Source organism: Gammaproteobacteria bacterium (assembly GCA_013003425.1).
Lineage (GTDB): Bacteria > Pseudomonadota > Gammaproteobacteria > Steroidobacterales > JABDKV01 > JABDJB01.
Window position 1 is genome coordinate 1 of sequence record JABDJB010000049.1, and the last position, 12,970, is coordinate 12,970.

General features: G+C 61.2%; 11 protein-coding genes and 1 pseudogene. 3 read left to right on the forward strand and 9 right to left on the reverse strand.

The window, feature by feature from the left end; translation table 11 throughout:
• On the reverse strand, positions 1-1,067 hold a 1,067-nt coding region (locus HKN06_07455), incomplete at its 3' end, for a hypothetical protein (GenBank protein ID NNF61150.1).
• Between the two features lie 145 nt (positions 1,068-1,212).
• On the opposite strand from HKN06_07455, the pseudogene HKN06_07460 reads away from it, so the two are divergent.
• Positions 1,213-1,296 (forward strand): annotated as a pseudogene (locus HKN06_07460) (energy transducer TonB).
• Positions 1,297-1,555: 259 nt separating this feature from the next.
• Here HKN06_07460 and HKN06_07465 read toward each other — a convergent pair.
• Complete coding sequence (locus tag HKN06_07465) at positions 1,556-2,200, reverse strand: PAS domain S-box protein (GenBank protein NNF61151.1); 645 nt, start codon at positions 2,198-2,200, stop codon at positions 1,556-1,558.
• A 48-nt stretch (positions 2,201-2,248) separates the two neighbouring features.
• Positions 2,249-3,580, reverse strand: coding sequence for a DUF222 domain-containing protein (locus tag HKN06_07470; protein ID NNF61152.1), 1,332 nt, complete (start codon positions 3,578-3,580; stop codon positions 2,249-2,251).
• 315 nt (positions 3,581-3,895) lie between these two features.
• Here HKN06_07470 and HKN06_07475 point away from each other — a divergent pair, with 315 nt between their 5' ends.
• A complete protein-coding gene (locus HKN06_07475; protein NNF61153.1) occupies positions 3,896-4,930 on the forward strand; it encodes a hypothetical protein in 1,035 nt (344 codons plus the stop codon).
• Here HKN06_07475 and HKN06_07480 read toward each other — a convergent pair.
• From HKN06_07480 to HKN06_07505, 6 genes are read right to left on the reverse strand one after another with little or no spacing between them, the layout of a single operon-like run.
• Entirely contained in the window at positions 4,927-5,835 is a 909-nt protein-coding gene (locus HKN06_07480; GenBank protein NNF61154.1) for a hypothetical protein, read from the reverse strand. The genes HKN06_07475 and HKN06_07480 overlap by 4 nt on opposite strands.
• Positions 5,832-6,668, reverse strand: coding sequence for a hypothetical protein (locus tag HKN06_07485; protein NNF61155.1), 837 nt, complete (start codon positions 6,666-6,668; stop codon positions 5,832-5,834). Before HKN06_07485 ends, HKN06_07480 begins: the two co-directional genes overlap by 4 nt.
• A complete protein-coding gene (locus tag HKN06_07490; protein ID NNF61156.1) occupies positions 6,665-7,312 on the reverse strand; it encodes a DUF4956 domain-containing protein in 648 nt (215 codons plus the stop codon). Before HKN06_07490 ends, HKN06_07485 begins: the two co-directional genes overlap by 4 nt.
• Before the next feature lie 53 nt (positions 7,313-7,365).
• Complete coding sequence (locus HKN06_07495) at positions 7,366-9,114, reverse strand: hypothetical protein (protein NNF61157.1); 1,749 nt, start codon at positions 9,112-9,114, stop codon at positions 7,366-7,368.
• Positions 9,114-10,640 (reverse strand): CoA-acylating methylmalonate-semialdehyde dehydrogenase, encoded by a 1,527-nt coding sequence (locus HKN06_07500; protein NNF61158.1) that lies wholly within the window; start codon positions 10,638-10,640, stop codon positions 9,114-9,116. Before HKN06_07500 ends, HKN06_07495 begins: the two co-directional genes overlap by 1 nt.
• A gap of 5 nt (positions 10,641-10,645) precedes the next feature.
• Positions 10,646-11,968, reverse strand: a complete 1,323-nt coding sequence (locus HKN06_07505; protein NNF61159.1) for an aspartate aminotransferase family protein — start codon at positions 11,966-11,968, stop codon at positions 10,646-10,648.
• 122 nt (positions 11,969-12,090) lie between these two features.
• On the opposite strand from HKN06_07505, the gene HKN06_07510 reads away from it, so the two are divergent.
• A complete protein-coding gene (locus HKN06_07510; protein NNF61160.1) occupies positions 12,091-12,963 on the forward strand; it encodes an acyltransferase in 873 nt (290 codons plus the stop codon).
• Positions 12,964-12,970: the final 7 nt, after the last annotated feature.

Genomic DNA, 12,970 nt, shown 5'->3' on the forward strand with positions numbered 1-12,970 from the left:
TCGATGCCCACCGGTTCGAACCGGTCGGTAATCACGTTGTAGTTGCTGTCCAGTGGCGTGAGCGTGACGTTGATGCCCTGGTTGCTGTCGTCGAGGCAGGTAACGAAGTCGTCAAAGCTCGCCGGCAGCGTGTACGGGCCATAGCCCTGGATCGGGCCGATTGTCGGGCCGTCCATGCAGCTGCCGAAAATCGCCTGGACGTCCTGCAGCATACCGAGGATCGGCGAGCAGGCATTGATGAGGTTGCTGCAATCGATATAAGGCGGTCTTAGGATTATGCTGCAACCCCTGTCGAACTGCGTCTGGCAGGACAGTCCCTGGTTAAGCAGAGGTTCCAGTTCCCCGAAGTCCAGCAACAGGTCAACGTACACCGCGTGGGAAACACCCGGCTCGACATCGGGTACCAGCAGTTGTTTGCGGTATTTGCCGGTAGCCGAATCCCAGAATTCCAGAGGGATCGATCGGTCGGCGAGGTCAAACGTCGCGTCGACCTGCACATACGGGATCGCGGTAGCCACACCCTCGGTCAGCGCCTTGAAACTGCCGGATGCATTAAGCACGGCAGTGACGCCGACTGTAGTGTTGGGAATGTCCTCGATATCCAGCTCGAATTCCGGCATGCGTCCGCACCAGTCCGGTTGCGGGTCAAGCAGCGGTTCGAACACATCCAGCACGACGCCGGCGGCATCCGAGATATCCACGACCACTTCTTCGAGCATGACGGTCGGCGTGTTGGCGTAGTCATCGCGAACGTCAACGATGACTGCCCCGGTCGGAAAGCTTGCGCTGGCCGGGACGTTGTTGTCTTCGTTGGTCTCCACGATGATGTTGGCCGGGTCGACCTGCGCGAACAGGAAGTACTCGCCTGCCGGGATCGGGTTGTAGTCGATCGCGGGCTCACCGCCGCAGTCGGCGCCGGCGCACGGTGCCACGTTGGGCATCGTGTAAGGCACCAGCATCTCGGTGGTGTAGGTGTTAGTGCCCGCGGCCAGGTTAAACCCGGTCGCCCCTACAGCGAGCCGGCCGGCATCGTCATTGTTCAGGGTGTCCTGGATCCACAACATCACGCCGACATTATCGACGGCCTTGTTGGATGTGATGGTCAGCGATACCTTGGAAGGATGGCCGATTTGCAGTTCCGGCGCCGGCAGGGCATTGCCCTGCTTGTCGGTTACCGCAACGGTCGTTACGGTGAAGTCGGTGCCGGTAGTGCCACCGCCACCGCCGCCGCCGGTACCGCCACCGCCGCCACCGCCGCCGGTACCGCCGCCGTCACCCCCGCCGCCGCCGCCACAAGCGGCCATCGACAGCGCGAGTAAGAACGCCGAAAACAGCGTTATAAACCGTGATGGTCTGTTCATGCTGCACCTCCTTGCTTCGGCCTTGTCGCCATAATCGGCGGCAGAAGCCAAGAAGCTGATTCAGCATTCCCAGATTAGGTAAAGTCGGTTGCCGCTGGAATGGATCGAATGTTCCATCCGGCTGGGTCAATCAGCTGGCGGTATGCGCAGATATGCGGATCAGTTGATCTATACGCCGCGGCGGCGTGATCGTCTTACAGCAACCCCGCGCGCAGGCTGAGGATGACGGCCTCCAGGCGGTTGCGCACGCCCAGCTTGGAAAGAATGTTGTGTATGTGATTGCGGACTGTGGCCCGGCTGATGTTGAGGTGCTCGGCGATCTCGGGCGAGGTTTTTCCGGTAGACATGGCCTGGAGGATTTCACGTTCGCGCCGGGTCATCTCGATGCCCGCGGAGTTGTCCTGCGACGGCGCGCCAGCTTTCAGCCTGGCCACGTCGCCGGTCAGTTCGCCGACCAGCGCTTCGATGTGCTTGTGGGTGCTGATATCCCGCACCAGGTGCACCAGCACGCTCAGCTCGCTCCATGACGACGGCACCTGCAGCGTGCTGACGCTGGTCCAGCGCTCGCTGCCGTCCTTGTGGTGCACAGACATGTGGCGGGGTCGAATGGCCTGTTGCTCGGCCCGTGCTTTCATCGCCGGGCAGTCGGGGCGGCACACTGCGCAGCCGTCGTCGGCGGTGCCGCCGATGATGTCGTAGCAGGGCTTGCCCAGCACCTCGTCGGCGGTATAGCCGAATATCTCGCGGCACGCATCGTTCCAGAAAACGATACGTTGCAGCCTGTCGATCGCGAATGCTCCATCACCTGCGGACCTTATTAGTTCTATGACTCGCTCCACGAGGGGAGTGTAGAGCCAGCCAGCTGCGGGCAGTTGTGAACAAAGGTGTCAGTGCAGCAGCCTGCCGTCGAGATGCTGCAGCGCCTCCACCGCTTCGCCGTAGTCCATCGGCAGGCCGTCCCAGCCACAGGCGCCGGTGTCCTTATTTACAGGTATTTCCGGCACCGGGCTGACGTCGGCCTGGCCCGGCTGCGGCAGGGCCGCATCGGGAATGACGTTACCGCGGGGGGATTTGAACTCGAAATGGTTGGCCCCGGACCGGCGCACCGCGAAGCCTTCCTCATGCACCAGCCGGTGATGGTGCCGGCACAGCGTGACCAGATTGGCCAGCGAGGTCTCACCGCCATCGGCCCAGTGCTCGATGTGATGACCATCGACAAAGCGGCTGCGGTCACAGCCGGGAAAACGGCAGCCGCCATCGCGCAACAGCATCGCGCGACGCATCGGTGGCGGAATGGTGCGGCTTTTGCGGCCGATGCTGACCGGCTCGCCGTTATGATCCAGCGCAATATGACGGCGCGATGCATCGCAGCCCAGCCGGCGCATCTTGTGCATACTGATCACCGGGCCATTGTCGATACGGCACTCGCCGGTTTCCGCGTCACCACGCAACACCGCGCTATCAGCAATAAGTATGACCTGGTGGCGGTCGCCACCGTTCAGCGCGGCCGGCCCTTTTGCCAGGAAAGTCTCGGCCATCAGCGCCAGGCCATCGGCACGGCGTTGTGGCCATTCCACCGGTTCGGGCTCTTCCGGCGTTACCGCGGTAACGTCGGCGGCCGCTTCGCGCCCGGCTTCCAGGGCTGTCAAAAATAACGCGCCCTGTTCAGGCGTGAGCCGCGCCCTGACCACCAACGCACCATCGTCATCCCAGTGGTAGTGACAGTAGCGGTCTTCGAGGTGTTTTTCGTCAGCGGCTTTTTCCTCGTCGTGACGGATGCGCCAGCGGTAGCCGCGCACCAGCTTTTCGACGTGGCTGGCGGTGCCGTGCAGCGCGATGTCGAGCAGGTAGCCCTCGTTTTCCGGCGTCGCCACGCGCGTCATCGCGCGCACCTTGGAATAACTGATGCGCCCGGCGGCAAAACTGGCATGAATATCCGGCAGCGATACCAGCGCCCGCGCGGTGCGGACTTTTTCGCGCGCTGCGTTCATGCCGATGCCGCACTTCCAGTTGAGCCAGTGGGCACAGCTTGCTGCCCCCTGTTCGGCATAGCCGCCGAGCTCGTCGAACTCGGCAACCAGTTCGAGAAAGCGGCAGTTGGCCGCGTTGAGATAGCCGGCCAGCTCGCCGATCTGGTCGGCCAGCTTTTCGATGTGCTGCAGTTTGGGGTTGGGTACGGGCGTAAACGGGCGGACGGCCTGGCGGGCTGCAACTTCCATGTCGACGGCTTCCTTTTCGGTGGAATATGTACTGATTAAATATACAGTATTCTAGCCAAAAAATATCGCCAGTGCAATAAGTTACGAGCAAATACCGGCGGGTTTCAGAAGGCCGGCTGCAGCTGGCTGCAGGCGAAGCCGGCATCGCCCTCGCCGGTAGCGCCCGGGACGCCAGCCGGAAGTCGCGGTAGCTGACAAAGGCATCGACCGCCGGCGCGGGTTTGAGCTGCAGGCGTACCCCGGGCAGGCAAAAACGGCGCGCGATTGTGGCAGGGTGGCGGTGGAATGTCCCGCAGTTTCCGCTAACCTATGGGCATGAGAAGGGCGCTGTTGGCACTGCTGCTGTTTGTTTTGCCGTTGACCGGCACGGCCGGCGAGGTGAAGCCGCTGTTCGCGTCGGACGAGCCGTTGCAGGTCACCATCGAGGCGCCGTTGCGGGGACTGGCGCGTGACACAGATCCGGCGCCCGAGTACCGGCCGGCAAAGTTCAGCTTTGTCGATGCGGCCGGGGTGCAGCAAAGCTTTGATATCGGCATACGCCCGCGTGGCAAAAACCGGCGCAAGAAAGAGGTGTGTGATCACCCGCCACTGCGGCTCAACTTTCGCGGCGGCCAGGTAAAGGACACGCTGTTCGACAATCAGGACAAGCTGAAGCTGGTGGTCCGCTGCCGCCGCGGTGCTTCGTTCGAGCAGTATGTGCTGCAGGAATACCTGGTGTACCGGCTGTACAACCTGCTCACCGAGCACAGCTTCCGCGTGCGCCTGCTGGATGTGACCTTTATCGAGAGTGGCGGCAAGGGCAAGCCCCGCACGAGCCCGGCATTTATCATCGAAGACCGCAGGCACATGGCAAAGCGTGGCGGCTACAAATACCGGACGCCCGAGTCGATCCAGCGTTTCGAGCTCGACGAGAGCAGCTCGACGCTGCTGGGCGTGTTTCAGTACTTCATCGGCAACACTGACTGGTCGATGCTGTCAGGGCCGGACGACCATTGCTGTCACAACTCAGTGTTGATCGCCGAAAAGAACAAGGAGCCATACATTCCGGTTCCGTACGATTTTGATTACAGCGGCATCATCGACACGCCGTATGCGGTGCCGGCAAAATCGGCGAAAGTAAAAACCGTGCGCCAGCGTGCTTACCGCGGTTTTTGTAAACCGCAGCCGGTTCTGGATAAAGCATTGGACCGCTTCCGTGAGCAGAAGCAGGCAATCTACGACCTGTACAACAACCAGCCGGGTCTGTCGTCGGGGACACTGAAGAAAACTATCCGTTACCTGGATGAGTTTTACGCAACCATCGACGAGCCGAAGAAGCTGGAAAAATATATCGTCGGGCGCTGTCGCTAGAGCCAGTCGGCTACCAGCTTTGTCAGGCGCGGGTGAATGAGATAACCCACCGAGCTGTGCGGATTGGATTTGCCGTAGCGCACCGTCAGGTTGTAGATGCGAAAATCGTCGATGCTGCTGATCTGTTGCTGTTTCAGCATGGCATTGAAATCATCGGCCACCGTCTTGTCGTGGCAGATGAAGTCATCCTCGGCGGCGAGGTTTGTCCAGGCCAGGATGTTTGACGGGTAGCAGTCCTTGCCGCTGCGATCAGCGCCGGCCAGGTTTTTTTGTACAGTGCGGTTGCCCAGCGCGCAGCCCAGGGTGAACAGCCGGTCGACTTTCTCCTCGCGCCCGGCCTGTGACAGCCCCCACAGTACATCGTAGGTAATCACGGCGCCGAGGCAATGCGAAATAACCATCACCTTTACTGAATCACGCAACACCTCATCCAGTATTTCGTGTACCCGCGCCCGCGCGGTCTGCTGCAGACCGCCGGTGTCACTCCAGTACTCGGCCAGCTCGGGTGAGATCTTCTCGATCAGTTTTTTCTCCAGCCCGACCTTGCCCAGCACCGGCGAGCCGATGTCGGCCAGCGCTTCTTTCAGCGCCGACTTGCCCGGCAGCTGTTCGTAGGTGTAACGCTTGAACTTCTTCGGTTTTGGAATTTCCTGCAGTTTGACCAGAGCATTCCTGCGATCCGCCACATCGAGTGCTTCGTCGTATTCTCCGCCGAGCAGCGCGTTGGACAAATCGCCGTAGTAGGCCATGCGGCGGTTCAGGTCGTCGTAAGCGGCCAGCTTTTTGGGAAAGTCGCGTTCGATGCCCCAGCGCAGGGCATCATTCCAAAGCTCGTCGAGCGTACCGGCATCGGGCTTGTAGTGATGGCCGTGAACAAAAACAAGCGACTTTGCGTGCAGCGTCATGACTTCGGCCCGTACACGGCGAGCCGTGCCTTTTTTGTGCGGCCCTCGTCAGCCAGAATCAGGGTCGCGCCGGCCAGCGCGATTCCTTCGGCCTGGCGGTGACGTTTGGCCAGTGGTAATACAAATGAATCAATGACTTTACCGTCCATGCGCACTTCGGCAATGGCGCGCTGGCGCGCGGCCACCAGCAACAGGTTGCCGGTGGCGGCATCAACCTCTATGCCTGACGGGTTGAACTGCTTGCCCGGGATGCCTTTGTGCAGCGCCGAGCGCTTCACGATGATGGTGTCTTTCTCGACTATGCGATGGGCAGACAATGACCAGCTGAATATGGCGATGTCGCCATCCAGCTCACTGCTGCGTGGCTGCTTGCAGACCAGCAGCAGGCGGTCGCGTTTGGCGTCATGTGCCAGCCCCTCGATTTCGCAGCGGTTTTTCAGGCCGGTGGCAATGGACTGGTAGGGAACGCGCTGGCCGTTGTCGCCCTCGCGGGCAAAGTACAGCCGCCCGTCGCTGGTCACCAGCCAGAAATTATCGCCGGCAATCGCGATACCCTCGAAATCGTCCTGTACCGTGCGCCGCCCGAGGGCAAACGCTTTTACCAGGCGGCCCTTGTTGTAGTCGATCTGGTAGACGATGCCCTGCTGGTCGTCGTGACCGTAAAGCCGGCCGTCGTGGAACACCAGCCCGCTGATTTCACGCAGCTTGTTGGGCAGCTTCCACTGCGTGAGTTTTTTATCTTCGAAATCAAAACGCGACAGCGCGGTATCGCCGGCATGCGCCGGTGCGGTCGCGATCAGCGCAGCGAGCAGCAGCAGGCAGCAGCGCTTCATAGGTCCTGGTCGGTATCGCGTACCGAGATAAACGACAGAAACTTGCCACGCAGGTTGCCGCCATATTCCAGCTTCCACAGTGCCAGCGTGGCATAGACGAAGGCAATCGAGATGACCGTTGCCACCCCCAGTGCGCCGATACCCGCACCCAGGCCGATGCCGATAGCGGCAAAAATATAGAGCGCATGCGCCGGCTGATCGAGGGTAAAACGAAAACGCACCGCGGCAACGATGCCGGCCAGGCTGAACGCCAGTGCCAGGCTGTTTTGCACGATGGTGGCGATACCGGCAACAACGATCGGCAACATGACGACGGTCTGCACGAATGACTGGTCAATTTCCTTGCGGCCATAGGTGATGAAATACACCCACGAGATCGGCACCATCAGCACCGCCGTGCCCAGCATGGCCACCGCCAGCCGGATGGCGCCGATGTGGGTATAAATGCCGGGCTCGCTCTCTTCGGTGTAGACCGGCTCGAAGGAGTCGCCGGAGCGATCGCCGGTAAACTCGATGCCGCCGACGGGGAAAAAGTCACGAACGGCCGGGAAGGCGTCGAGCAGCCAAAGCGCACCGAGGATTGCCACCAGGTAGTACACCGTGATGATCGACGCAGGAATAGCGATGCCAATTGATTTACGCATAATGTAACCGGCCGCGGGCCTGTACTAATTAAAGACTGCGCAAGCGGGTTTGTCTACGGCGTACGCGGCCAGGTTGCCAGTATTTCATCGCGGCGGGTGAGTATGGCCTTGCGCTGACGCTTGCTGATCAGCTTGCCCAGTTCGGTTTCGAGACCGGCAGCGTCCAGCGTCTCAAGCCGTCGCGCAAGTTCAGCAGGCAGTGCCACTTCAGCCTGTTGCAGGTAGCCGGGCAGTCCGGTGCCGCTGCCGAAAGCGCGGGCAAAGCCGGTAATTGCCAGGCTCATGGCCGGGCCGTGATACAGCATGCCGGCACGGGTGCGGCCTTCGTTCATGGTCAGCGCATCGAAGGCATACATCAGGTTGAACGGGTTGCCGCGCGCACAAACCGGCGTCACCGGCCGGTTGCTTTCTGATCGTTCTTTTTCGTCGATGTACCCGGGCGGGCGCGCGCTCAGCGCGCCGCGATTGCTGCCGATACGGCGCTGCACGGTAACCGGCACCAGACCGAGCCCGAGCATCCGGTCCAGCCGGTAGGCGGCCAGCTCACGGGCGTGATCGGGCCGCGGGACAAACCGGGCTTGCACACCCCCGGCAAGTTCCACGACGCCGGTTTCGCTGTCGAAACTGCTTACTTCGTTGTTGGCAAGGATGCGCTGCAGTTCGTCGCCGGCAGGCAGCAGCGCTTTACTGTGTTCCCCGGCGTAAGTGACGTTTGCCGTGCCGTTGTCGATGGTGAGTATCGCCGGTACCCCGCCGTAAAAGTCGTTCAGCATGCCGGTATCCATGACGATAACGCGGTCATCGAGACGGCGGTCGACGCGATAGTCGCGCGTGACCGTGTGGCCGACCACGACACGCCCGGCGCCAAGACGGTCGAGTGCCGCCGCGATAACGCCGGTTTCCAGCACGGGATGACAAAGCGCACTGCCGCGATACCACAGCGGGCCGTCGGCATCGAAAATATCCGAGCGCGACAGGCGCACGAACTCGTTGATCATCTCGGCATGCTCCGGTGGTGTTGCAACTGTAGCGAGCTGACGTTCGAGCCGGCTGGCGGCCTTGTGCGCATCTCCGTTTGCTTTGACCACGCCCAGGGCCATCAGCTCGTGCCACAGCCGCACAAACTGTTCCAGCTCGCTGGTAAGCGTGGCGTTGACCTGTTCCAGCCCTTCGCTGGCCACCAGCGGCGGCAGGCCACCGTGGGTAAATGCGGTGCGGTCGATCACGATCAGCAGTGGCAGCCCGAGCAGCCAGCGGCCGTAATAGCCGTCCGGGGAAAACGCTGCGCGGTGACCGAAATAGCCGGGCGGGTGCAGGCGGTCGAACTCGGCCTCGGCCAGCGCCGGGTCTGTCATGTTGGCAGCAACAAAATCGGCCAGCGCACTTTCGCGCACGCCGGCTGGCTCGGCGTCGGCAAAAGCGAGGTATTCGCGGCTGCTGACATAGCGCAGGTCACCGGTGAGGTTCATCACTTCGTGATTGCCAAGCAATACGTGCATGCGGCCGCCGGCCTGTTGCGCCTCGGACTGCAGCCGCATCAGCAGGTCCATTACCTTGCGCGAGTCGGCGCCGCGGTCGACCAGGTCGCCGGTGCTGACTACGTGCGTATTGCCACCGGACCAGGCATTGTTTTCATCGATCACGCCGGTACGGCGCAGCAACATAACCAGTTCGTCGTAGGCGCCGTGCACATCGGCGAACGCGACCACGTGCTCGACACCGGACCAGCGCAGTTGTTCGGCCGATGCGGGTGCCGGCAGCAGCAGCGCCGCCGCCAGCAGAGTTAAACAAATACGAATCATCAGTTATTGCTGGGGAAGGAAAAGTTTGCCTTTTCACGGACGCCACCAGACGGCCAGCGTTGGGTGATGGTCTTGCGGCGGGTATAGAACCGGATTGCATCCGGGCCGTACGCATACAGGTCGCCAAACAGCGAGCGCTTCCAGCCGCCGAAGCTGTGGGTGGCCACCGGCACCGGCAGCGGCACGTTTATGCCGACCATGCCGACGCGGATGTTGTCGCTGAAGTAGCGCGCTGCTTCGCCGTCGCGGGTGAAGATACAGGTGCCGTTGCCATACTCGTGCGCGTCGATCAGCCGCATGGCTTCTTCCTGCGAGTCGACCCGCACCACGCACAGTACCGGGCCAAAAATTTCATCTTCGTAGATGCTCATACCCGGTTTGACCTGGTCGAACAGGCAGGCGCCGAGAAAATAGCCGTCTTCGCGTTCACTTACTTTCAGACCACGCCCGTCGACGACCAGTTCGGCGCCTTCGCTCACGCCGGTGTCAACATAGCCTTTGACCTTGTCGAAATGCGGCGCGCTGATCAGCGGGCCCATATCACTGCCCGGATCGGTGCCGTCACCCACTTTGAGCTCGGCGATACGCTGCTGCAGTTTGCTTACGATGGTGTCGGCAGTTTGCTCGCCGACACACACGGCAACGGAAATCGCCATGCAGCGCTCGCCACAGGAGCCAAACGCCGCGCCCATCAGTGCAGCGGCGGCGTTTTCCATGTCGGCATCGGGCATCACCACGGCATGGTTTTTCGCGCCGCCCAGCGCCTGAACGCGTTTACCGTGGCTGGTGCCGGTCTGGTAGATGTATTCGGCAACCGCGGTCGAACCGACAAAGCTCACTGCTTCGACGTCTTTGTGCGTCAACAGCGTATCGACGGCCTCCTTGTCGCCGTTGACCACGTTCAGCACGCCGTCGGGCAGGCCGGCTTCGCCAAGCAGCTGGGCGCAGCGCAGCGGAGCGCTGGGGTCTTTTTCCGAAGGTTTCAATACAAAGGTGTTACCGCAGACTATTGCCAGCGGGTACATCCACATCGGCACCATCGCCGGGAAGTTGAACGGGGTGATGCCGGCCACCACGCCCAGCGGCTGCTGCTCGGACCAGCTGTCGATGTTGGGTCCGACGTTTTTTGTGTGTTCGCCCTTGAGCAGTTCCGGCGCGGCGCAGGCGTACTCGACAACTTCGACGCCGCGGCCAAACTCGCCACGCGCATCGTCGAGCACCTTGCCGTGCTCGGCAGTGAGCAATGCGACTATTTCATCGGCGTGTTGCTCCAGCAGTTGCTTGAAGCGGAACATGATGCGGGCGCGTTTCAGCGGAGGCGTATCGCGCCACGCCGGAAATGCCGCGTGCGCCGCGGCAATGGCCTGTTGCACCGTCGCCTGCGATGCCATCGCCACGTGACGGCAAGCCTCGCCGGTTGCCGGGTTATAAACGGGCAGCGGGCGGTTGTCGTCGGCGACCACCTGGCCATTAATATAATGTCCCAGCGTGGTGCCGGCTTCGGGTTTTATCGCTTGTACAGTCATGGGTATTACTCGATACGGTCCAGCACGCGGCGGACGGTTTCAAATGTATTGGAAATGTCTTCGGGTTTCGAGTTGAGGAACGGCGAGAACTGCAGGATATCCATGCCGTTGCGGATGACGAGGTTTTCGTCCCAGAAGCACGTCTTGTGCGCCTCCATGCCGCGTGCGCCGGGCGCGCCCTCGCGTGAGGCCAGCTCGACCGCGCCCATCAGGCCGAAGTTACGCACATCGGTTACCAGCCAGTGGTCGGCCAGTGAATGCAGTGCAGCTTCGAAGTGGCTTTCCAGTGCGCGCGCCTGTTCGAAGGTCCCTTCATCCTGGTAAACCTGTAGCGCTGCCAGTCCGGCGGCGGCGGCCACCGGGTGACCGGAATAGGTGTAGCCATGAAACAGCTCGATCATGTGCGGCGGGCCCTGCATGTAGGCCTGGTAGATCTCGTCGCGCACGATGACCGCGCCCATCGGGATGACGCCGTTTGTCAGCCCCTTTGCGGTGGTAATGATATCGGGCATAACGCCAAAACGCTCCGCGCCGAATGACGCGCCGACACGGCCGAAGGCGGTAATGACTTCGTCGAAGATCAGCAGGATGCCGTGCTGGTCACAGATTTCACGCAGCCGCTCGAGGTAACCGACCGGCGGCGGCAGGATACCGGTGGAGCCGGCTACCGGTTCAACGATTACCGCGGCGATGTTGCTGCCGTCGTGCAGCGCCGCGATGCGCTCCAGCTCGTCGGCCAGGTGCGCGCCCCACTTGGGCTGGCCCTTGCTGAATGCATTGTGTTCAAGATTATGCGTATGCGGCAGGTGATCGACACCGGGTATCAGGTTGGCACTGTAAACCTTGCGGTTCGGTGCCATGCCGCCGACCGAGATGCCGCCGAAGTTGACGCCGTGATAACCGCGCTCGCGACCGATCAGCCGGGTGCGATGGCCTTCGCCGACGGCGCGGTGATAACCCAGCGCAATTTTCAGCGCGGTGTCGACCGCTTCTGATCCGGAGTTGGTAAAAAAACAGTGATTGAATCCTTCCGGCGCCAGGTCGGTGAGTTTGCCGGCCAGTTCACAAGCCTTGTCGTTGGTCGCCTGGAAACCCATGCAGTAGTCCATCGTCGCGACCTGCTGCTGCACGGCCTCGACAATTTTCGGATGACAGTGCCCCAGGCCTGAAGTCCACAGGCCGGAAAAAGCATCGTAAAGACGGCGCCCGTCGTCGGTGGTGTAGTAGTGACCGCTGGCGCCGGATATCACGCGCGGCTGTTTTTTGAAGTCGCGGTTGGAGGTAAACGGCAACCAGTAGGATTCAATGTGTTCGGCGCTGACAGTCATAATTGTTCCGCGGTAACAGCGTTATTGCCAAGCAGTTTAATACCCGCGTGTTTGCGGCGCTAAGCTATTGATTAGTATACGGCCATTTGCAAGAATGTAAGGCTGGACAGGGGGAAATCGAGATGCAGAAAGTAAAGTGCGGGCTGATCCAGATGTCGCTCAAGGGCGATGCCTCCATGGAGCCGGCGCAGATTCGCGATCTGATGATCGAAGCGCACATTCCTTATATCAAGAGTGCAGCCGAGCAGGGCGTGCAGGTGCTGTGCTTCCAGGAAGTGTTTACCCAGCCGTACTTTTGCCCGAGCCAGGACCGCAAATGGTACGCTGCCGCCGAAGCGGTGCCCGACGGGCACACGACACGGCTGATGCAGGAGTACGCCAAGAAACACAACATGGTCATCGTCGTGCCGATCTACGAAGAGGCCATGACCGGCGTCTACTACAACACGGCCGCGGTCATCGATGCCGACGGCAACTACCTTGGCAAGTACCGCAAGTCGCACATCCCGCAGGTCGATCCGGGTTTTTACGAAAAGTTTTTCTTCAAGCCCGGTGATCTCGGTTACCCGGTATTCGATACGGCTTACCTCAAGCTTGGCGTTTATATTTGTTACGACCGCCACTTTCCCGAGGGCTGGCGCGCGCTGGCGCTCAACGGCGCCGAGTACATATTGAATCCATCGGCTACTGTCGCCGGGTTGAGCAAGTACCTTTGGGAGCTGGAGCAGCCGGCATCGGCCGCCGCGAATGGCGTGTTCATCGGCGCCATAAACCGTGTCGGCAAGGAGCAACCGTGGGCCGACCAGATGGGCGAGTTTTACGGCTCCAGCTACATCGTCAATCCGCGTGGACAGATCGAGGCGCAGGCCAGCTACGGCGACGACGAATTACTGGTGCACGAGATCAACCTCGACATGGTACGCGAGGTGCGTAACACCTGGCAGTTCTTCCGTGACCGCCGGCCGGAAACTTACGGGCCGTTGACCGACGTTTAAACCTAAG

Bases quoted from the DNA above. Each gene is read 5' to 3' on its own strand.
- HKN06_07470 (NNF61152.1), bottom strand. From the start codon at position 3,580: ATGGAAGTTGCAGCCCGCCAGGCCGTCCGCCCGTTTACGCCCGTACCC.
- HKN06_07475 (NNF61153.1), top strand. From the start codon at position 3,896: ATGAGAAGGGCGCTGTTGGCACTGCTGCTGTTTGTTTTGCCGTTGACC.
- HKN06_07480 (NNF61154.1), bottom strand. From the start codon at position 5,835: ATGACGCTGCACGCAAAGTCGCTTGTTTTTGTTCACGGCCATCACTAC.
- HKN06_07485 (NNF61155.1), bottom strand. From the start codon at position 6,668: ATGAAGCGCTGCTGCCTGCTGCTGCTCGCTGCGCTGATCGCGACCGCA.
- HKN06_07490 (NNF61156.1), bottom strand. From the start codon at position 7,312: ATGCGTAAATCAATTGGCATCGCTATTCCTGCGTCGATCATCACGGTG.
- HKN06_07495 (NNF61157.1), bottom strand. From the start codon at position 9,114: ATGATTCGTATTTGTTTAACTCTGCTGGCGGCGGCGCTGCTGCTGCCG.
- HKN06_07500 (NNF61158.1), bottom strand. From the start codon at position 10,640: ATGACTGTACAAGCGATAAAACCCGAAGCCGGCACCACGCTGGGACAT.
- HKN06_07505 (NNF61159.1), bottom strand. From the start codon at position 11,968: ATGACTGTCAGCGCCGAACACATTGAATCCTACTGGTTGCCGTTTACC.
- HKN06_07510 (NNF61160.1), top strand. From the start codon at position 12,091: ATGCAGAAAGTAAAGTGCGGGCTGATCCAGATGTCGCTCAAGGGCGAT.